15 protein-coding genes are annotated in these 20,857 nt (G+C 44.6%); 3 read left to right on the forward strand and 12 right to left on the reverse strand.

Annotated features, from left to right (window positions below):
* Window positions 1-10 precede the first annotated feature (10 nt).
* The 9 genes from BUC30_RS15255 to BUC30_RS15295 are packed head-to-tail and all read right to left on the reverse strand — an operon-like array spanning window position 11 to window position 14,100.
* Window positions 11-1,882, reverse strand: coding sequence for a hypothetical protein (locus tag BUC30_RS15255; protein WP_073443283.1), 1,872 nt, complete (start codon window positions 1,880-1,882; stop codon window positions 11-13).
* Window positions 1,883-1,894: 12 nt separating this feature from the next.
* Window positions 1,895-3,997 carry a metallophosphoesterase gene (locus BUC30_RS15260; RefSeq protein ID WP_073443285.1) on the reverse strand — a complete coding sequence of 701 codons (2,103 nt, stop codon included), beginning with the start codon at window positions 3,995-3,997 and terminating at the stop codon, window positions 1,895-1,897.
* Window positions 3,998-4,033: 36 nt separating this feature from the next.
* On the reverse strand, window positions 4,034-4,462 hold the full coding sequence (locus BUC30_RS15265; RefSeq protein ID WP_073443287.1) for an FHA domain-containing protein: 429 nt from the start codon (window positions 4,460-4,462) through the stop codon (window positions 4,034-4,036).
* An 8-nt stretch (window positions 4,463-4,470) separates the two neighbouring features.
* On the reverse strand, window positions 4,471-6,285 hold the full coding sequence (locus tag BUC30_RS15270; protein ID WP_073443289.1) for a protein kinase domain-containing protein: 1,815 nt from the start codon (window positions 6,283-6,285) through the stop codon (window positions 4,471-4,473).
* Window positions 6,286-6,321: 36 nt separating this feature from the next.
* On the reverse strand, window positions 6,322-7,659 hold the full coding sequence (locus BUC30_RS15275) for a VWA domain-containing protein (protein WP_073443291.1): 1,338 nt from the start codon (window positions 7,657-7,659) through the stop codon (window positions 6,322-6,324).
* 28 nt (window positions 7,660-7,687) lie between these two features.
* The gene (locus tag BUC30_RS15280; protein ID WP_073443293.1) at window positions 7,688-9,358 is read right to left on the reverse strand and encodes a vWA domain-containing protein; all 1,671 of its coding nucleotides are present in this window, start codon (window positions 9,356-9,358) and stop codon (window positions 7,688-7,690) included.
* A gap of 2 nt (window positions 9,359-9,360) precedes the next feature.
* Window positions 9,361-11,949 (reverse strand): AAA family ATPase, encoded by a 2,589-nt coding sequence (locus BUC30_RS15285; protein ID WP_073443295.1) that lies wholly within the window; start codon window positions 11,947-11,949, stop codon window positions 9,361-9,363.
* 3 nt (window positions 11,950-11,952) lie between these two features.
* A complete protein-coding gene (locus BUC30_RS15290) occupies window positions 11,953-13,452 on the reverse strand; it encodes a coiled-coil domain-containing protein (RefSeq protein ID WP_139260866.1) in 1,500 nt (499 codons plus the stop codon).
* Between the two features lie 15 nt (window positions 13,453-13,467).
* On the reverse strand, window positions 13,468-14,100 hold the full coding sequence (locus tag BUC30_RS15295) for a 4Fe-4S single cluster domain-containing protein (protein WP_280168923.1): 633 nt from the start codon (window positions 14,098-14,100) through the stop codon (window positions 13,468-13,470).
* A 241-nt stretch (window positions 14,101-14,341) separates the two neighbouring features.
* Here BUC30_RS15295 and BUC30_RS15300 point away from each other — a divergent pair, with 241 nt between their 5' ends.
* A complete protein-coding gene (locus tag BUC30_RS15300; protein ID WP_244536687.1) occupies window positions 14,342-14,596 on the forward strand; it encodes a hypothetical protein in 255 nt (84 codons plus the stop codon).
* Window positions 14,597-14,636: 40 nt separating this feature from the next.
* Here the strand turns inward: BUC30_RS15300 and BUC30_RS15305 are convergent, their stop codons facing one another.
* The 3 genes from BUC30_RS15305 to BUC30_RS15315 are packed head-to-tail and all read right to left on the reverse strand — an operon-like array spanning window position 14,637 to window position 18,567.
* The gene (locus tag BUC30_RS15305) at window positions 14,637-16,424 is read right to left on the reverse strand and encodes a GTPase domain-containing protein (RefSeq protein ID WP_073443304.1); all 1,788 of its coding nucleotides are present in this window, start codon (window positions 16,422-16,424) and stop codon (window positions 14,637-14,639) included.
* A 2-nt stretch (window positions 16,425-16,426) separates the two neighbouring features.
* Complete coding sequence (locus BUC30_RS15310) at window positions 16,427-18,070, reverse strand: YtxH domain-containing protein (protein WP_073443306.1); 1,644 nt, start codon at window positions 18,068-18,070, stop codon at window positions 16,427-16,429.
* A complete protein-coding gene (locus BUC30_RS15315; protein WP_073443307.1) occupies window positions 18,070-18,567 on the reverse strand; it encodes a hypothetical protein in 498 nt (165 codons plus the stop codon). The genes BUC30_RS15310 and BUC30_RS15315 overlap by 1 nt, the downstream gene beginning before the upstream one ends.
* Window positions 18,568-19,179: 612 nt before the next feature.
* On the opposite strand from BUC30_RS15315, the gene BUC30_RS15320 reads away from it, so the two are divergent.
* Both BUC30_RS15320 and BUC30_RS15325 read left to right on the forward strand, forming a co-directional pair.
* Window positions 19,180-20,172, forward strand: coding sequence for an Rpn family recombination-promoting nuclease/putative transposase (locus BUC30_RS15320; protein WP_073443308.1), 993 nt, complete (start codon window positions 19,180-19,182; stop codon window positions 20,170-20,172).
* 122 nt (window positions 20,173-20,294) lie between these two features.
* Window positions 20,295-20,852 carry a LemA family protein gene (locus BUC30_RS15325; RefSeq protein WP_073443319.1) on the forward strand — a complete coding sequence of 186 codons (558 nt, stop codon included), beginning with the start codon at window positions 20,295-20,297 and terminating at the stop codon, window positions 20,850-20,852.
* Window positions 20,853-20,857: the final 5 nt, after the last annotated feature.

Raw genomic sequence — 20,857 nt, forward strand, 5'->3', positions numbered from 1 at the left:
ATCGGTTCAATCATTTCTTATTCAAAGATAATATTTCAAAAGTCTTTTTAATAAGTTCCTTTAAATCGGTAGTGGATTTAAACCAGTCCAATTCGTTGCTATTATCTAGAATCCACGATAGAACTGTCGGGACAATGTCATCGTCGATTTTTTTGGATGCCCAATAGTTGGCTAGCAGCAAATAGGGTGCGGTGAGCTTTTTCGGTTCTATTTTCTGAATCAGGTCGCAAAGGACGGTAACCGTAGCCTTGTCGTCGGCTTTTTCGGAATAGATATGTTCTTCAAGCCATACGCATAGTGCCATGGTGTCAAAATCACTGATGGCATCCTTGAGTTCCAATTTTGCCTGTTCCCTGAATGAGCTTTCTTGTTCTCTGAAATCGATGTCGTCGGAATTTTTTGCAAGAACAGCCATCTTGTTCAACAGGAAATAGCGAGTGCAGTTCGGCTTTTCTGTGGAGCTGCGGAAAAGTTTTTCGGTAAGGCGGCTTGTCTGGATGTATTGCTTCAAAGAGGTCAAGCCGTTGATTTTCTTTTCCGTGAACTTGCCATAAGAATCGGTGCTGATGGGCAGCGGATTCCTGGAGGCTCCCGGTATTTTTTCGTCAATCTTTTGCTGGATTAGTTCTACATAATGGCTTTTAACAGCGCTACGCAGGACAGGCTCAAAATCAGAATAATCAAAAGCAACGCTAATTTCATTTTTGCCGGTGCAAAGAAAGGAGGCCAGGGCGGCCATGAATTCTCCTTTCTCCAAATAGTATTTGGAAATACAAATGTAGTACTTTTGAGAGTTTTTAAGATGGGCACAGCGACCGTTTACAAACAACATGCCCAAGGCGATGTCGCGTTGTTCATCCTTTCGTTCAGCATTAAACCATCTTTCAATGACATTGTCCGAAATGGCGCCTTGTACGTTCTTGTCTTCGATTTCAGCGAGGAGCCAGTTTTCTGCCCAATCAAAACCATCATCGGCAAAGATACTGTATTCTCTGCAACCTGTTTTAAAATCTTTATCGGTGATTTTCTCTGCCCATAGTTTTTTAGAGCGGGAGAACAGGTTCTTTTCATTGGCTTTCCAAAGACTGACAAAGCATTGGTTTTTGATGGCAACAAGGTCGGTCTGCTTTTCGAGCTGGTTATTGAACCATTCGATAAATTCATCTTCGTAGTTTTCAGTAAAGAAGGTCGAATCTTCGACGGCGTTCTTGTAGCCTAGCGGAATGCATAAGCGATAGTAGATATCGGCGCGCTCTGCGAGGGATTTTTCCTTCAAGAGATTTGCCATTTTGTAGAAATATTCGCCTGCGCTTTCCGTATTTTCGACAATGTCAGTCAATAGTTTTTCGTATTCGTCGGCAGTGTCTTTTTGCGCAGGATCGGTCAAATAAAGTTCAAGCCAGTCGAAAATGAATTTCGGGTTGGTCTTGAATACATCTTCGTCAAGGACGTTTTTGTTGTTGAGCTTGACGGCATTTTCGAAAAAGCTTTCAGATGGAATATCCAGTTTTTCGGAACTGTGCCCTAGCTGGTAATACAGGAGACCCTTTGCAACATCATTTGTCAAGATGTTTACTAGAGGCTCGTAGCAGTCCTTGAAAAGTTTCTTTTTCTCTGAAGTTTCTAGGTTGCAAATGATAACGTCAAAAAGGTTTTTATAGGCTTGAACTTCGGAGATTTCATCGCCACATTCAGCTGCTGTATTGATGGCATTCTTGACGGCACTTATCGCCTTTTCGCGGTAGTAGTATGCGGCGTCATCAAACTGATAAAAGACAACAGGACGTTCGCGTTCTCCCAGATATTCCTTGACGCAGATTTCTGCATTTTCCAGAGATGTTTTCGCTCTATCTTGATTCAAAATCACTTCATTTTCACTCATGGCGTCATCTCCTTAGTTCTGCGTAGAAATCCAGCGGGTGTATTGTTCTTTTTGGGTGTTGCAAAGCTTTATATCGCGCTGTATGCTTTCGATATCATCTTTGGCAAGCTTGACTTTACGTTCGTACTGGTTGATTTCGTTTTGCTGTTCGTTGTATTTTTGCGTTTCTTTACGGACGGAATCCTTTGCTTTTTCCAGTTCAGGTTCTTTGTCGGATTTTTGCTGTTTTAGTATTGCTAACAAGTTTTTCTTTTCGTTCAATTTGAGTTCGATGGTTTTCAGTTGATTGGACAACTTTTCGGCCTTTTCGTTGTCTTCTTCTAATGTTGACTGCAGTTGGAAGGTGTCATTTTTGAATTTGTTGAGTTTTATTTGCAACTCATTTGGTGTGTAGTCCTTATTGGTGTCATTGAAACCAAATAAATTTACTATAAAACCTTTCAAGCCGCTCATTATTTTAGGTTTATCTTTTTTATCAGCATTTTTCAATTCTTCATTATACTTTGCAATTGCTCTGTTGCATTCATCAATGTTTTTTTGCTTTTCTTTAAGAATCTTTTCACCATCGCTGAGCTTTTTCAACAAAGTTTCGTGGTTAGCGATTGTTGTTTTTTGTTCTGCTTCTAAACTTTCAATATCTGCCTTTGCCCTTTCCGTTCCGATTATAATATTGTTGAGTTCTTTTTCTAAAGTTGCCATTTGTGAATTGGCTTTTTCGACAGCTTTTTTCTGTTCGTCACAAAGAGGCTTTTTGGCATTGAGGTTTTCTTCGTTATCTTTTCTATCATCTTCGCATTCCTCCAAGTCTTCCTGGAGGCGCTCTAAGTGACTTTCTACATACGCAAGAGATTCTTTGCCTAAATATTGGTGGACTTTGTTGCTGAAGTTCTTCACTTCTTCGGCAGAAAATTCTAGAGTATAGACTTTAGGCAATGGCGTTCCATCAATGTAATGGGCTACAGACGGGCACGATACTTCGCGCTTCAAAAAGCCGGATATTCGCTTTTCTCCGTCGTCCATCAAGGTCATGGTGGTCATGGTGAGGACATTTTGGACGCGTTCAAAATCACGGCAGTTTTCGTTGCCTTTGAACGAGGATTTAGCCCATTCGTGCCTACAGAGGTCGCAGTGGTCGTGACCGCGCAACAATGCAGAGATTTGTGCGCCGTAAGCGGATTCTACGGCATGGCTGAAGTTTATTATTTCGACCCAGCTGAATTCGGGGGCGAGCTTGCTCCCGGATGAGACTTCGCCCATAAAGCGGTTTCGCTGGAATTCCAAGCGCTTGTCTGCAATAAGCTTCTTGATGTCTTGCGGCTTCAATCCTTCCCAAATGTTTTTTACGCTGCGGTCGGGGCGCGAGGGGACACCACCATGAGTTGCCAAAAGCCCGTTCGGCAATACGAGTCCAAGCGGGAGGATTTTTAACACCTTTATAAATTCTGCCATCAAGGAACTGATCAGATCGTCATCAATGGCGTTCAGGTAATCTGTGTACTGTTGCGGCGTAATGACAGAAGAGAACTTTCTCCCGTTTTCGTTCCACGAAAGGCCGTCATCGTGGTTCCCTGCAATCATGAATACGGAATCGGGGCTGTTTTTTAAGAGGCGCAATACTGCCAAGACAACGTTCAAGCTGAAGTCATTTCGGTCGAAGATGTCGCCAAGGAGGACATATATCGGTTTACTTTTGGAATTAGAATTGATGAACGCTATGGCGGACTGGAATGCTAAAAGGTCACCGTGAATGTCGCCGATGAACCAGATTTCCCTGCCAGCAAAGCTGGAGCTTTCACGAACGACATGGAGCGGGTCACTTTTGCCGACTTCGTAATCGAATGCCATCTTGATTTTGCCTTGCTTCAAGAAGCTTAGGTATTCCTGAATTTCTTCGCGCTTGCATTCCATAGGACCAAGCAACGACATGGCGGATTCCCCGCGGAAAGAAAGCGATTCCATCCAGTCTTCGATAGAAATTTTTTTCAAGGTTTCGCTTGGGAAATCTTTCTTTTGGGCATCAAAGACAACTTTTTCTAGGGAAAAGCCTTCTGGCTCATGCCCGACAAAGTTTTGGCAATAGGCGTCCCATTTGGCATTCAATTCTGTTCTGTTCATATCAACCGACCTTTAATTCCTTAAATTATATAATTGTCAAACAGCGTCCTTTAAGATAAACGAAACTGTCAGCGGTGCAACTTGTCTCGATGAATCACTTCGTGATGCAATTGAAATCGAATCACCGTTGTTCAGTAGGTATTCCCTGGCAGGGTCGCAGAGGTTCCCGTTAAGGGTGACGGCGACGGGGCTTTTTCCGTTGACTTGCAAGAACCAGTTGTTTTCGGCATCCTTGATGACGGAAAACGGGTGTTCGCCTTCGTTGCGTGGGATATACTGGTGTTCTGTATCGGGGTACAGGCGTTTGTATGTTCTGCGGGTAATCTCGGCGCTGATTAATGTACGCCATTTATTCCCGACACCCGATGTCAGGATCAATCGTGTTTCTTGGTGGTAGCCGCATGCCATGCACTGGAATGCGCCATCTTCTACCATAAAGTTGCATTTTGGACAGTGCCAACCCATGATACCTCCTAAATCGGGATTTCCCTAAAGTCACTGGAAGAACGGCTCACGCCTTTGACGATGTCATCGATTAGGCGTTCGATTTGTGAATCGCTCATCATTTTGACGAGACCTTCGTCTTCGTCATCGCTTTGCATGATGAGAACGTTGCTAAGGTCGCTTAGCTCATCGTAATCGCTGATGTTCGGAGCGAAGACGTAAACTTTGAAGAATCCCGATTCGATGGCGTGTTGGAGTTCATCCAAGCCTGCACCTCTCAAGTCGAGCGGGTAAAGGGCGCCTTCTTCAAATAGCGTCTTTTCGGCGCAGTAGCTCATGGTGGGGTGGTAGCCAGCGTCGGTAAAGACGATGACAATGCGACCGACACCGTTTGTGCGCCATGCCCTGCCACCATCGGCTTCGCCTGCGTCTTGTTGCCCTGCGGGGAGAAACCCTGATTTGAGCACGAGCATTAAGGCGTCGAGAAGAGATTCCTGCGGGGCTTTGCCGCCGCCGAAGGATTTGAGCTTGTCGAGTTGGCTATGCAGTTCATTTTCGTCACGGGTAAACGGGTTTGAAATGAGCCAGCCGCCGCCACCAAATTTGCGGTACAGCTTTGCATTTTTCTCGCTATTATTGCATTCCTCGAAGTCACGATATCCGACAACTCTTGCACGCCAGTCTTCGACGGGAGAAATGTTGCGTGATTCATCTCCACGGATAAGTGCTTCGATAAACGAATTGATATGTTGCTTTAAGGCGGTAATACAAGGTGACATACTGCCTGTGGAATCAAGCAAGAACACGACATCGGCAGCGCCTTTTAACGCCTGGACATCAACTGGCGACTGGTTTGTCACCATTGAAGCAGATGCAACAGGTGCTGAATAGGCTGGTTGAGTGACTCTTGTATGATTTTGAGCTGTTTCTGGCGTCTTAGGGCGGATGCTTCCGCCCGCCCTAAAAAAAACTTGATAGACCTCATCCGCTGTCGGGCGGTCGTCAGGGTTTGGCTCCAACATGCGGTGCAATGTTTCTTCAATGAGTCTGTCGCTTTCTTCGTTGCCAAACGTGCCGAGCAGATGCGGCATGGGGGCTGCATTTTCGTTATAGTCTGCCGATACTGTAGCGTAGTTGAAGGGGTGGCCTTCCTTTGCGAGCAATTCGTAAAGAATCAAGCCGCAGGTAAACACGTCCGATTTGTCCGTGGGTCGCTGTCGCTTTTTGTGTTCGGGTGAATAGTATCCTTCCGAACCGATGAACCCTTCGGTAATCCAGGGAACTTCGCTTTCGTCCAAGAGAATGGGGCGGTCGAAATCGATGAGCTTGACGCTGTAAGTTCCACCATTGAGAGGAATCAAAAGCAAGTTTGCGGGTTTGAGGTCTCCGTGAACGAGGTGCAATTCTTCGTGCAAGACCTTCATTGCAAACATGAATACCTTGGCAAACATCATGCGCTGTTCCCAAGTGGTGTCGTTAGACTCCAGGTACTTCTTCATGTCCTTGCTGTTTTCGACGTATTCAATAGTCTGCCAGAAACGGCGGCGGCCATCCTGAAAAAAGCGGTGGATGCCTGCAATCAATTGCTTGGCGTTGCTGGACTGTTCAATCTTATTTTGGATTTTTTTCTGGTAATCTACGAACGCGTTGAACCATGGTGAACGCGGAGCGGGATCCACATACTTTTTTAAGAAGACCTTTTCGTTATTATGGAGGAGGTCAATTCCTGGGCCGTAAATAGAACCTGAGCCTTCAACGCCGTCTTTGATGGCTTGGAACTTGTAAGGCTCGCCATTGTCCGTGCCTTCGATAATTTCATCTTTAGAAAAAATTGTATTTGCCATTTTTTTTCTCGTTAAATTTTTTTCATCGCCCTTGGCTTAGGATTCTTTTGTATACCATTTAGAGTCATGGATATCTGGATCATTTGCAACGACTTTATTGATTGCCAAGACTCGCGGCTTTTGCGGATCGCTATTGTTGATAGAGGCGATGACGCACCAGTTCAGACGTTTTTTGGATTCCATTCTGCAGAGGATTTGAGGCTGTCTCGGATTACTTGTCGTGATATTGACTTCGCCTTCATAGTCGGAGAAGCAGCCATGCTCATTAAAAATCTTAGTCGCAATAATCATGCGATCAATATTGGCTAATGAAGTGCATCTGATATTTTCCTGGTTGCCTTCAGGGTCATCGAGCTTGTCTCCTACACCGGCGTCGCGATCCAATTCCATGCCGTGGGCGTTTTTATTACCATAGTAGATGTGTCCTGTGATGCCATTTTTCAATCTATAGAAAGCATGGATATCCAAGTCGATAGGGGTTTTCCACAGCATCTGGGCGTTTATCCATTCTAGCGGTTCGGAGACATCCAGTACGGCGCCTTCCTTCACATCGGTAATATCGATAATTCCACCGACTTCATCCTTGCCCCAGGCTTCCAGGTCCCACTTGTCTTGACCATAAACAGCTTTGGAGTAGTTGCCTTCGTCCACAACTTGTAAAACAGAGCGCGAAATACTTTTTCCCATGCCTTCCAGAATTCTCTCGAAGTCAATGTTTGCCCAAATGTCTTCGTCTTCGGCGCGTTCCTTGTATTCCTTGACGTTGGTGACGATGACTCGGGAATATTCTTCCATCATTTCTACGCCTTCGCACTGGGGACCGAAATAATAAAGTGTTGCATGGCGTTCGTTGATGATTTTGTTCATCACTTTTTCAAGTTCTGAACAATTCTGACCGATGACTTCTTGCTTCAATACACCGTCTTCGAGTTTTTCGTCGGTAAATACGACGATGATTCTTCTGGTCGTGCAAATCGGTTCGAACGGGAAGTCACCAGCGCAGTCAAGAGCGAGCGGTGTGTTTTCGTCAGCGCAGCATTTGATGGAATCGAGGCGGTTGCAGAATGTTTCCACATCGACAAAACCGTCGCCGGAGCGTGTGAACAGTGATTCTTGCGCATCTTCATCGTTACCGTAAAGGATGTTCATGTTTTCGGGAGCGTCGCCGTTGATGAATGTATTGCGGTAAACCCATTTGCCGTTGCTCGGACCTGCATTGTATGCTAAGAGTCCTAGACGGAGCGATGTAAAACCTTCTTCTCTAAACGGTTCCACAAATTTCTTGATGCTGTTGCGCAACTGGTCGAAGCAGGGTTTCATACTGTCGCTTGCGTCCACAACGAATACTACGTCGGCTCTTTTTTCTTCACTCATGATTTATCCTTTTTTTGGTAATAATAACTTAATTCCAGGAATCCTCTGACCAGGTATCCTGATGGTAAATGGCGCGTTCTGTCTCGGGTTCTTCCGTTGCGGACAGGGCTGATCTCGAAATGCTCTTGCCAAGGCTTTCCAAAACACGTCCGATGTTCAGACTGTCCCAAGTTTCTGTGGGGCTATGCCTGTCTTGGTAAGCGATGACATTTTGGTAAACAACGCGCGGGTAATCTTCGAGAACCTCGGTAGCGGGGCTCGATGGACCATAGAAGTAAAGGGAAATGTGCTTCTTGCTAATCTTGTCCATAATTTTGTCGAGCGTGCTGTAGTTTTCGCCGACCGATTTCATTTTAGATACGCCATCGTCAATTCTTTCATCTGTAAAGAGGATAATGACTCTTCGGGTCGTGTTGATGGGTTCGAATGGGAAATCAGCGGCACAGTCCATGGCAAATGGAGTGTCTTCGTCGCCAAGGCATTTGATTTCGTCCAGCCTGCGGACGAACTTGTCTACATTCCCTTCGATGCTCGAAGTGTTGGTAAAGAACATTTTGCTTGCGGTTTCATGGTCGCCATAGAGGGTTGCCATATTGCTAGCACGGTTTGGGCAGAGGAACATGTTGCGGTACACAATTCTGTTGTGTGTTCTGTCCTTGTTGGCGCTGTATGCCAAAAGCCCAAGGCGTAGAGATGTGAAACCTGCTGTCTTGAACGGTTCTACAAAGCGCTTGATATGTGTTCTGAGTTGGTCAAAACATGGGCGCATGCTGCCACTTGCGTCTAGGACGAACAGCACATCGGCGCGGTTGCCTTCAGATTCCGTAAATGCTGCGGAAGCGGGGGAGTCGTGTTCCTCTTTTGGCGCTTCTGTAGTTTCTGATGCATCAGCTGTAGCGGTTTCAGTTGTATGGGATTCATTTGTCTCAGTGGCGGTGTTTTCGACAGAGGTTTCCGAAGCGGGATGATCGACGGGTTCCTGGGCATTTTCATGAACAGGTTCTTCGGTATTGGGCTCACCAAATGTATTATCGCTAGCGGTATTTTCGCTGTTGGATTCAGCTTTCAGTTCTTCTATTTGCGCTGCGATTTCGTCATCTTTTTTCTTGGCACAAGTACGCACGAATGTGAGGAGCGGGAGATCTTCCTTGAGTTGGCGCCTTTTATCGAATTCCCCTTTTTCATACAGGAGGCGGGTCAAAAAGGCAATAAGTTCGCCGTATTCCCAAATTAAGTGGTCTCTATTTTTGATGGTCTTGTCTACGAATTCCAGAAAATTGAGCGTCCCTTCTGTCGTTAGATCATCGCTCCAGGAGCATTCCAATTCAGGAATTGCATCAACAGGGATTTCCCTTTTTAGGTCGATTTCTTTAGAAAGTTCCATCAAAAATGCATCATTGTTCTCTAAGTAATATCGTTCGGTAGGTCCGCTTTGTAAAATGCCATCAAGAATTTCAATGACGAATGTGTAGATGATGTTGTCGACATCTCCACCCTTTTCTTTCAGTCTCTGGACATTTATGTATGTTTCGCATAATCTGTCGCCGACATCTTTTAGATTGCCTTCGGAATCGCCAAGAGCTTTTTCGATTTCGCCCGCACGCTTTGAAACATCTTTGTCTGTGCATGAAGCTTTGATGGCGGCTACGGTCTTTCTGAGTTCATCAATAGCTCTGATTTTAAAGCAGGTGTTTTCCATAATTAGTCTTCATCCTTTTCTGCGATTGGGGTGGCTGCAGGAATGTCTTCTGGGGTAATTTGCGTAAACTGTTCCCTTGTTGGCATTGTTTTTGCTAAATCCGACATTTGGACATTGGCAAAGATCCTGTTCATGATGTTGGTTTCGACTAGACCGAATGTAGCCTTCACGTCGCGGGCGTTTCCGAAATTGGACTGATTTTTGTCTATTTCGGTTTGGAAGTAAGCCTCCAGCTTTTCTTGACATCCGTCCAAGACTTCGTACTGATGCTTTTGGGCTTCGGCGACAAAAATTTTGTAGCAGTCGTTGGCGGAGTAGTTTTCGAATTCAATTTCATCGGGGATGCGGCTTGCAAGTCCTGGGTTAGCTTCCATGAACTTGTCGACTCGATCCTTGTAGCCTGCGACAATGACGACCGTACTCTGGTATTCTTCGGCAGTCAGGCAGCGAACGAGTGTATCAATCACTTCGCGCGAGAACGAATCATCCTGATGGGCGTCGGGGTTGTAGAGGCTGTAGATTTCGTCGATGAAAATAACCTTGCCTCGATTCTCATGGAACAGGTTGTTGACCGCTTTTTGCGCATGTCCGACATAGGCCCCCTTGAGCGAGGTTGCACCGCATTCCTGGAAACCATCAGTTTCAGTAATGCCCATGGCGTGGAAAAATCTGCCCATGTAGCGTGCAATTGATGTCTTGCCGGTACCCGGAGGACCTGTAAAGCGGATGCGGTAGGCGTAATTAGAGGGCTTTGTTATTCCCATAGCGTTGTTTCGCATGACGCTATATTGGATACGCATGAAGTACTGCTTGAGACGTTCCTTCAGACTGGCCATGCCGATGAATTCGCGTTCGATATCCTGCATGACTTTTTCGGCTTCGTCTGGATGGATTTCGTGAGGATCGACGACATGCTGTTCCGTAATTTCAGATGCACCATCGGCATTTTTAAGGGTCTTTTCCAAGATGTTTCTGACACCGCGACCATTGCCTTCGCAAGCATCCAAGACTCGGAGAAGTTTCTGTTCTGCAGGACCTGTAAGGACAGGCTTGATGTCTTTTTTCTCAGTTTCCTTCTTCAGATGGAACTTGAAAATTTCAAGCTTTTCCTCTTTGGAATAGTCCCTGAAATGCAACTTGTATGGAATACGGCTGTCGATACCGGGGTTGATATCTTTGAGCGCCTGCAAGCGATCTTCGTATCCGGCAAGGATTACTGTCAAGTTCTTGCGGTTGTTTTCCATTTCGGTCAAAAGTACCTGGAATGCCTTACGTCCCCAGTCGCTTTCGGCGAATAGGTACGCTTCGTCAATGAACAGGACACCGCCCATAGCTTCTTGGACTTTGTCCTTCATTTTCTGAAGGGTATCACCTTCGTTGTACTGGCTTACGATATCCTGTATGGCGACATTTACGACCTTTTTGCTAGTGCGCAACTCAAGGGCCCAGAAAAGCCTAGCGACAATGTCTGCGACGACGGTCTTGCCGGTTCCCGGATTGCCCAGGAAGAACATGTGGTACGCCGCTTCCGCTGCCGTTTCGATATTCTTTCTTGCATCTTTGACGATCGCTTCGATTTCGTTTTTCACATCGGATAAGCCGATCATCTCTTTTAAGCGGTCAAGAAGACCTTCAACAGATTCTGCAGCTTCCTGGTTTTCATATGCCAGCAAGTCGCTCCAATTGTACGAGTCTTGATTCGTCCAGTAGAATCCCTGGACCCAGCTGATGAAATTCTGTAAGCTTCCGCCGACATTGGCGCGTCCTGTGAGAACGACTCTTTCCTTATCGTTCTTGGTTCCCTGGATGTTGTTCTCTCTGCGGTATTTTGAGAGCCATTTTGCCATCTCATCGTTAGGCGGATTAGAAATAGTGATTTCCTTGCAGTTGTGGTCATAGCAAGACAAGGTATGCTCCACCATCCGGAATTCCTTTAACCGATGAGGGTTCACGATTAATATCGTCCTTGTTGCTGGATTCGCTTCTTGGATAATATCGCGCCATTTCTTAACGACGACTTCGATTTTTTGCATGGTCGGGGCATCGACATTCCCGCCAACAATCATCTTTTCGGGATTGGGGTAAATTACAAGTGTCTTGAACCTGTTCTCCTGGAGAACTCGTGTAATCTTGTTCAAGCGGTTGAGACCGTCATTGCCCTGTGCCTGTTCTTCTACTTGGCGTTTCGAGTTCTGGGCGTTGGGATTAGTTGCGTTTTCATTAGTCTGGCTTTGAGATGCGCTAGACTGTTCTTCTCTTTTTTTGCGTGGGATAAACGCCTTTGCTTTTTTCCCTTCTTCCACGAGTTTTTCGCTAGACCCGCTCGCAAGCCTGTTGAATAGCTTTTCTTGCTCACTGTTGCCAAAAGAAAGATTTTGGTCATCGTTTACAGTAATGACGATGTCGTACTTTTCCTTCTTGCCGTATTCTACAAAGGCTTCTTCGATTCTGCAAAGCTTGCGATTGCCTTGCTCGGAAGAATCCATCAAAAACAGGTCATCGATATCGCCAGTAAAAATATACTGGTTGTAACCTTTGTAGGTCTCCTTGAACGGACCTTCAATTCGCTTGTTGAAAAAGATGCTATTCATAATTTATCCCTGGCGTTGACGGGTAATCTGGGTTTCCTGTGTTCTCTGCTTTACGTCCAGGTGGACCTTGTTCTGGTTTTCTGCGCGACCCCAGTCGGTCACGTTAAAGTTGATTTCGTCTTCGGCGAGCTTTTCCTGCATTTTCCGGACGGACTCGATGCAGAGCTTTTCATGGCCTTCGGGGATGTTTGCCACTTCAAAGGAAACGTTGCCGTCCAGGGCGATACGCAACTTCATGTCGCCAACTCCGCCAGGGGCTGCTGCGACGACGCATAGGTCCGAAAGCTCATTGCCTTCTTCTTTCTGGTAGTAGCTCGGTGTGTCATAGTCACAATCGTAGAGCGCCTGCATAATCGACTGGGCGATTTCTTCGCGCTGTTCTGCGAGCCTCTTATTTTCAACGGTCTTTTCGACGGCTGAACGGAGGTTGCTCAAGACATCTGCAATTTGTGATGTCGCTGCATCAAATGATTCGGATGCAATCAGGCGAGATGCCTTGTCGATGTTTGAATAAAACTTATCTACGGAGGATTTGTCTAGACCGGAATAGAGCTCCACGTCATTTCTGTTCGTCAGAGCCATTTCTGCTTTAGCATCGGCAAGAGCTTTTTCGGCAGCGTTCTTGGCGGCAGTCCACGCTTGTTCGTTCGCATCAATCTCGGCTGAGATGATGATCAGTTCTTCCTTAATCTTTTGAGAGCGCGGAATGGCTTCGGTGTATGCGCCACCCACGACTAGGTCTTTCAGCGAATCGAGTTCGCGTTTGAGGGATTCCGAATAGCGGCCGTTCGAGAACTTCTTGTAGTTTTTAGACTCGATTTCCTTGCGGAGAGACTTCAGGTCGGCATCGAGCATTTTTGCATTGCGTTCGTTTTCTTCGGCGATGCGTTTCTTTTCCTGTCGGTCGCGGGCGAGGTTCACCAAACGGTCGTATTCGCGCTGGGCTGCTTGTGCCAGAGATTCTGATTCCGAGAGTTTATTGAATGCCTGACGCCTTGAATCTTGGGCTTTTCTGCTCAGTTCTACATCGGGCTGCAATTCCGCCAAAATTTGCCTTGCCTGGCGACCTAGTTCCAATGCCTGGTAATTTTCGCTATCAAGATAGCCGCTTCTACCGCTAATTAGTCTTTTAAGGTTATTTGCGCTGCTATTTATCGATGATAGTTTACGCCTAGCAGTATCGTAATGCTGCTGGAACGTCGCGTCATACTGATTAGCCTGATTTGCAGATGTTCCAGCTTTGTCGTAGCTCTCGTCGTGGCGGTGCAAAAGGGATTCCCACTGGGCAGTTTCGTTACGAAGGAACTGTGCCAGTTCTTCAGGCAATTTGCGAATGACGTTGTTGTGTACCGTCTGGGCGTTCCTCTTTTTATTCTCGAATTCGCTTTGACCGATTTTTCCAGTCGAGTTCGCCATGGATGCGCACTGTGCGAGTGCCTCCTCAACGGTTTTCAAAGTCCTATTCAGGTTCTGTGTTACTGTCGCTTTTTTTACACCGCTCATATTGTTCCTTCTTTATTACCAGTTAATAATTAAACCCTTTTCTGCCATTCTTCTCGAAAGAGATTCCCTGAACCCGCGAGGCGGAACTCCCGTCAGGGAAAAATCGGAGGCATTTATAAACTTACATTCTATGGGGCGCCCCTTCTTCTGTGCGAAACCATCTTGGGCTTCGGAGTACCGCGAAGAGAGAAAATAAACCCTCTGGTTTTCGGAGCCTCTCCATAGTTGTCCGTGGTCCAATTCTTCAACGTAGGGTCCATCTACCAGAATGTCCACAAAATCAAGCAGTCGCCTCTTGTTTTCGTCTTCGTTGACCTCTTGCAACAGGTACCCCGTGTAAAACATTACGCTCAAGGCTGTCTTTTGCCTGACCAACATCAAGAACTTGTATAGTTCGTCTAGGTCTTGCATCAAGGGCTCGCCGCCAGAGATGGTGAGCCCCTCTATGCCTTCCACCGATGCAACCTTCTGGAACAGCTCGTCTACCGTGTATTCGGTAAAATCCTGAGACTTGTTCATCCCTGCGGCAATGCAGCCAGGGCAATGGCGAAAACAGCCGTGAAACCAGATCACGGCTCGTATGCCAGGTCCAAGAACGCCTGTTTTTTCTTGTATTCGGTCGACTTTTAGCAATGAAAACCCAAACACGGAAAAGTAAAGTTTACAAACATGATGGTAATATAAAACATTTTTTTGCCAAAAAGGGACATTTTTTGTTCTTTTTGTCTTTTTGTGCAGTCAGAGCTGGTGTTTTGGAACACTGTACATGTTATAAAAGTTCCAGTTTCTGGAACCTGAATATTTTGAGTATTTAAGATTTTATATGTGTTGCCTATATTTAAAAAAAATTTAATAGGAGACGCAAATGCCCAGATTTAAAAGAGCTATAGTGAGATGCGAAAAATGTAATTCCGAATTTGCGGTTTCAGAATCGTTTGCCAAAAGCATGAGATATTGCCCTGCATGCAGTAGTGCTTTGACGCCGCCCATTGAGGAAGTTCAAAAGGACCTCAAATTTTTAGTTGCTTCGTACATTGACAAATACGGCATGGACTTTGTGATCGATGCCATCAAGAGCATCAAAATGAAAGAAGGAGTCACTGCTTTGCAAGCACTTGCGGATGAGTACTATTTATTGAGATAAAGGACTGCTTTTAAAGCAGTCCTTTGTTCGAATGATGTTTTTAGCTTTTCATAATTTTTTTAATCCATGCGCGAAGCCCTTTGGGATTTGATTCGCTTGAACAAGAGTCGTTGAAGGTCTCGTTTTTCAGGAAAGCCTTAATTTTATCTTTTGCTTCATTACAGAATGTACTGTTATTTTCGAGTTCTTTTAGAGCCGTGCGGGCGCCATCAATTTGTTTTTCTATTTCATAAATCTGCGGGGCAAAAGAATCGAAGAAGACCCCATCTTCATTAAACTGTTTATAAATGTCTTTGAATGCTGTATGGATATTTTCTATCAATGTATTTTGAGCATTTGCAAATTTTTCCTGCTGTTCCTTGGTTTGAAATATAGTGAAAATGTCGAGAACCAAGGAAATAGCAGCACCTGCTATAGGAACGCCCTTATTAATCATGCCGGCAACTTTTACAGCACCCCATGGTTTGAACTTAATGGCAATGCCGACTTTTCCTAAGATATCCCTGCCAGCAAAAACAGTTGCTTTACCGATGCCGCTAAAACTCTTCATTCCGTCGGCACCTGCTTTTACAAAGTGCTTTAAGGAAGAATCGATGTTTTCACTGCCTAAATCGAAATCGGATTTGATTTTTTGACAGGAGGTGTTGACAATGTTTTCAAAATGATCTCGCAGAATATCCTGAATATGTGCTTCAAGTTTATGCGCACTGTCTTTGTCACCGATTTCATCTTCAACGACCTCTTGCAATGTTGCCACAGATGCGCTTCTGATTTTTGTAGTAATTCTTTTTTCTAGGGATTCAAGCTCTTCACGGCATGGGCGAATTTCGCGCTTTAAGTCCTTTTTTGTGTTATTAAGATCTCTTTCTAGAATTTCTACAGTATTTTTTGTTTCTGGAATGACTGCTTCGCCTAATTTGCTTTGTTCATCATCTAATGCCTTGAAGTTTTTTTCCACTTCGGCAATGATTGCGGTGAGAGCGGTATCTTGGATTAGCTTTTGGGGTAAGGTTTGCTTGACAACTTCATTGACTGTATCCCTCAAGTTTTGCATGCGGGAATACTTTTCGTATTTTTCCCTCTTTTCGGGAGTCAACCAATAATTCTGCTTTCCGTTGGAATCTTGCAAACCTTTGCCTTCTGGGTCCGAGGAAATGCAGACGATGTTCAAGTTCTTTATTTTAGCATCATCTTTATTAAGACCGCAGAACCGGGTAATGTTTTCAATGAGAAATTCTTTCTTTTGTTTCTCTTTTTCTGCGAAATCTTCAGGATCAGTGTAATCGCATACATCATCCATTCTGTTAATGACAAAAATGGTGTTATCGAATTTATTTAATTTATTCATCAGCCATGCAACTGTTTCTTTATGGCTATCTTTTAGTGGGTTAGTTGCAGCGACAATGTACAAGATAATATGAGCTTCAGATACAAATTTTTCCGTTTTTTCTGAGTATTTTTGTCCAAAAAGCCCTGGAGTATCAACAAATAAACAAGGTGGAAGATTCTCATCAATATTTTCTGGTTTGTATTCAATAACCTCGTCAGAAGATTCCTCTTCAGCAATTTTCATGTTACTGTCGGCATGTCCCAAAAAACCAGCGACAGTACTCGTCTTTCCGTCGGAAAAAGCTCCGACAAGGGCAATTCTCAGTTTGCCATCCTGAAGGCTGTTTTTGAGGGATGCTACTTTTTCTATAGAAGATTCAAAAGATTTCTCCAATTCTTCAGAAAAAGTCCTTTTCTTTGCTTCTGTAAGGAGATTTGAAAACTTGTCCAGTTTTTCGACAAATTTTAGGATTTCTGTTTTAAAAGAATTTTGTTCCATGGTTATACCCTCATCAGTTCAATTTCTGCATCAAGATGTTTTACTTGTTTTTTGATTTTTGATTCCAAATCCGAAATCAAGTTGTAAGACTGATTTGCTGATTCGACTTGCCTGTAAGCAAGTGTTATGACTTCATCCGTTTTCGATGCGAGTTTGTTGGCGATGTCTCTTATTTTGCCAGACATCTTATTCCAAGTTTCATAGGCACACTCTTCGATTTTATCGCGGGCGTTACTTTTCGCTTTTCTAATTTTGGTTTCTTTTGAAGTGAACCACCCTGCGACCCAAACAACCAAACCTACAAATGCACCGACTATTGTGCCAACTAGAGTTCCTATACCTGGAAATACGTTTCCGATTGCAAAGCCAGAGATTGCATAACTGCCGATTGTCATAGCCGCACTTCCTAGCTGCTTGAAATCAAAAGATTCCGCATTGAATTCTGGCAACTCCAAAGAGATATTTTGGAAATCTAGCATCATGCCGCGTTGGTAGTCGGACACGTAGTTTTGAATTCGTTCCGCAAAATCTTTTGAAGATGATGTTATCGCATTTTGTATATCATCAGACATCTTTTTGTTCAGTCTAGATTGCTCAGATTTGAGTTCCCTGTTCAAGATATCTTCATCAATTTTTACATGGCGTTCAATATGGGGATAAATAATTTTCTCCAAAATATCTTGATAGAAGAAATCATATACTGTATTTTTTACAGAATGCTCCATGTTCCTTTTTAGCTGATCACGGGCGTTTCCTATATTATCTCTTAGCGAATTTGTTCTTTTTTGGATTTTATTACGAAATTCTCCAATTGCAGTTTTTTGCTTGGTAATATCGGCTAGATAGTCATCTTGAAGGAGCTTGGATAGACGGATTAACGAAGCCTTTTTAATCCTTTCAGGTGCATTATTACAGCTGTCAATAATGACGTTTCTGAGATTGTTTAAGTGACTCACTTCTAGTAGGTCTACATCCGATGCACGACTTAAAAAGGTCCTTTGTTCACGGCGTAAAGATTTCAGCGATTCTGCTACAGCAGTGTTGTTAGGAAATTTTTCTGGAGCAGCGAATGAGGTTTTGCCATTGTGAATAGCCAAAGCGCATATTCCAGGCAATGCAGAAATTCCTACGGTGTCCTTATACATATCTTCGGGAACAACGCTTTGAAGCTTTTCCCCGATATTGCTGTTTTTCTTATTGGCTTCGTTGAATTTTTTTGTAATGTCTTCTACGTAATCGTCTCCGTCATATTCCTTTTGCGGTTGTAATGGAATATTGTGAATGCCTACCATTTCGGTAACATTCTTTTGCATGTAATCCTTGATTTTTTGCAAGGTGGTTTCTTCGATACCTTTTGCTTCTTTTGCAACGTAACAAACAAGGTGCGCTTTTTTCAGGGCATTCTTTATTATGTCTATAAATTTTTCTTCATTGCCTTCAATGCCAGGGATATCGATTAGCTGTGCTTTTTCTCCATTAATGTTTAATCCATAGCTTGTGTGGGATTTTGTAAAATCCTGGCTACCATTACCGATAATACAGCCGTCCACTTGAAAATAGCTGCTATTTTCAAGATTCTGTTTTGCCTTAATGTGCCTTATTAAGGCATTTATGAGTTTAACTTGCCTAGGCTTAAAAAGGTTCATTATATTAAACCTCCAATTCCAATACCGATTGCAATTCCGATTAGGAGTGCAACAATGGGGATAATTATACTAGATGCTGGAGTTTTATATTTTGATTTTAGATTTTCTAGCTGATGGATAAGTTCAGAATATTGTTTGTTGTAATCGGTCAATGCGGTAATATTACCTTTTTGATTTTCAGCTGCTTTTGTTTTTCGGGATTCTTCATCAAAAAGGATGCGTAAGGCTTCAATAATCGTACTTTTGCCAGCATTGGTCTGCCCTAAAAATGCAATGGTGAATTTATCGAATTCACTATCTTTTTCAAGATCTTCGACAAGCTTTTTAAACTTATTGTTGTTGCTCTCGATATTTGCAATGAGGGCGCCAACTTTTTTTTGTAATTCTTCGTCGTTTCGGTTGTTGGTTTCTTTTAAATCAGTAAGGATTTTTTCAACAGTTGACGTTGTATTCGAATAATACTGTCGCATTTCTTCACGTGTGCTAGAATTTTGCATGGTATACCTTTTTTATTTAAATATGTTACCAATATAATTCTATTTCTGTAAGGAAAGAGAAACGTTCTACGGATTTTGCGCATATTATGTACGTGATAGGAATGAGTTGAAACTTTCACATTACTGCAAAAGTTCTAGTTTTTAGAACTTCGAAATTCATTGTAAACTCACTCAAAATTCCTCCGCAACGCGACCCCTTGACGCGCAATATCCGGCTAGTATATATTATTCCCCGTAGATTGCATTAATCCTGCCGACACCGAGAAATTGACGCCGTTGGCGTCCGTATCATAGTCTCGGTCATAGTTTCAAGCAAGCTTGAAACTGCGACTCTCGACTCAGTACTATTCAGGGCGGGAAGTTCCACTATCTGCTTGACGCCGACCTCCCTTTGTTCCGCTCGACAGGCGTGAAAATTCGAGGCAGCATACACCCTATGGGGAAACTGGCCCCCTGGCGATCAACGTAGAGCACCGTCTGTCGTTAATGGCGGACGTTAAACGCATGTCATTGAAAAATTTGCAAGCGATTGCCCGACGGCGACCGTGGTTTATGGCTGTTGTCTTTGCAGCTTTCGCATGCGGGCTTTAACAAACTTATACGGAGATTCAGATGAATCGCACACAACATTATTCCTTGCTCAGGGCAATGGAAATCGACAAGAAAAACCTTCTCAAGTACCAGGAAATCTACAACTACGCCTACATCCTCAGCGACGGCATTTTCAAGATCGTCTTCGCCGAAGAAAAGGACCACACGCTCCTCATTTCGCTTGTGAACGCGATGCTCGACTTGCATGGCGGCGAGGCTATCAAGGAAATCACGCTTGAAATGCAGGAGTTCCCCGGCGCGTTCACCAAGAAGGACTGCATCGTGGATATTATCGGAACGACCAACGCGGGCGAACGCGTGCTGGTCGAGGTGCAGCAGCAGGGGGACGAATTTTACCGCGACCGTGTGGAATATTACATGTCCCGCGTCATCGAGAATCAGGTGCATACAAGCGAAAAGTACGAATTGCCGCGTATTTACTTCCTCGGGCTCTTGGACTTTACGCTTTTTCCGGAAGAACCGCAGAAGTACATCCATCACGTCGACGAGATGTGCAACGGGAGGAAGTTCTTCCCGAAAATCCAGAAGATTTTCGTGGAAATCGAGAAGTTTTTCAGGCTCGAAGAAAAGGGGATTACCACGAACGACAGCTCCGAAGCCGCGCAGTGGCTCCGCGCCATCAAGGTGACTATCAATGAGGAACCCGTTCCCGAAAAGATTATGCAGAACGAAACGTTCAGGAGGTTGCTTGATTCTGTGAAATTGATTAATTTTGCAGAAGAGCTATTCAACTGCGAGGTAAAGAACGTGACGGACTTGATGGCAGAACATGAAATCGGATTTGCCGAAGGCAAGAAAGAGGGCCACGAAGCGGGCCTCGCTGAAGGCCGTGAAGCAGGGCTCGCCGAGGGACGTGCCGAAGGCGAACTGAAGAAGGCTTGCGAAATGGCTGCCAAGATGCTTGCCAAGAATAAGCCTATAGAAGAGATTATGGAATTCACGGAGCTTTCTGAATCCGAGATTCTTGCTATCAAGTCAAGGGTTGCGCCCTAGCAGAGTGCGTTTGTGCATAGGCGAGGTGTTGTACTCGTTTGTAGTCCATGGATATCTTCCGTGGGCTTTCTTTTTCTTCTTGTTTTTATGTATATTATTTCCACAAGAAGAAAGGAGATTTTATGACCGTAGTTATCGTAGTCGCAGTCATTTTCATCGTCATCGCTGTGTTCATTTCCATGTACAACGGGCTTGTGAAGCTCCGCAACAATCGCGAGAATGCGTTCGCGAATATCGATGTGCAGCTCAAGCAGCGTTATGACCTTGTTCCGCAGCTCGTTTCGACGGTCAAGGGCTATGCCACGCACGAAAAGGATGTGCTTGAGAAGGTGACTGCCGCACGTTCTGCCGCTATGAGTGCGACGACTATCGACGAGAAGGTCGCTGCCGACAAGGCTTTGTCCGGTGCGCTCGCCGGGCTCCGCGTTTCGCTCGAAGCATATCCGGAACTCAAGGCGAACCAGAACTTCTTGCAGTTGCAGACGGAACTTGCGGATATTGAAAACAAGCTTGCCGCCGCACGCCGTTTCTTCAACTCCTCGACGCGCGAATTCAACAACGCTTGCGAAGTCTTCCCGAGCAACATCATTGCTGGCATGTTCCACTTTACCCGTGCTGCCATGTACGAGGCGGTCGAGAATAGGGCTACGCTCGAAAAGGCCCCTGAAGTAAAGTTTTAATTTCC

The organism is Fibrobacter sp. UWB7, from assembly GCF_900142945.1.
Lineage (GTDB): Bacteria > Fibrobacterota > Fibrobacteria > Fibrobacterales > Fibrobacteraceae > Fibrobacter.

Bases quoted from the DNA above. Each gene is read 5' to 3' on its own strand.
- BUC30_RS15320 (WP_073443308.1), top strand. From the start codon at position 19,180: ATGAATCGCACACAACATTATTCCTTGCTCAGGGCAATGGAAATCGAC.
- BUC30_RS15260 (WP_073443285.1), bottom strand. From the start codon at position 3,997: ATGAACAGAACAGAATTGAATGCCAAATGGGACGCCTATTGCCAAAAC.
- BUC30_RS15315 (WP_073443307.1), bottom strand. From the start codon at position 18,567: ATGCAAAATTCTAGCACACGTGAAGAAATGCGACAGTATTATTCGAAT.
- BUC30_RS15305 (WP_073443304.1), bottom strand. From the start codon at position 16,424: ATGGAACAAAATTCTTTTAAAACAGAAATCCTAAAATTTGTCGAAAAA.
- BUC30_RS15310 (WP_073443306.1), bottom strand. From the start codon at position 18,070: ATGAACCTTTTTAAGCCTAGGCAAGTTAAACTCATAAATGCCTTAATA.
- BUC30_RS15325 (WP_073443319.1), top strand. From the start codon at position 20,295: ATGACCGTAGTTATCGTAGTCGCAGTCATTTTCATCGTCATCGCTGTG.
- BUC30_RS15285 (WP_073443295.1), bottom strand. From the start codon at position 11,949: ATGAATAGCATCTTTTTCAACAAGCGAATTGAAGGTCCGTTCAAGGAG.
- BUC30_RS15270 (WP_073443289.1), bottom strand. From the start codon at position 6,285: ATGGCAAATACAATTTTTTCTAAAGATGAAATTATCGAAGGCACGGAC.
- BUC30_RS15275 (WP_073443291.1), bottom strand. From the start codon at position 7,659: ATGAGTGAAGAAAAAAGAGCCGACGTAGTATTCGTTGTGGACGCAAGC.
- BUC30_RS15265 (WP_073443287.1), bottom strand. From the start codon at position 4,462: ATGGGTTGGCACTGTCCAAAATGCAACTTTATGGTAGAAGATGGCGCA.
- BUC30_RS15280 (WP_073443293.1), bottom strand. From the start codon at position 9,358: ATGGAAAACACCTGCTTTAAAATCAGAGCTATTGATGAACTCAGAAAG.
- BUC30_RS15290 (WP_139260866.1), bottom strand. From the start codon at position 13,452: ATGAGCGGTGTAAAAAAAGCGACAGTAACACAGAACCTGAATAGGACT.
- BUC30_RS15255 (WP_073443283.1), bottom strand. From the start codon at position 1,882: ATGAGTGAAAATGAAGTGATTTTGAATCAAGATAGAGCGAAAACATCT.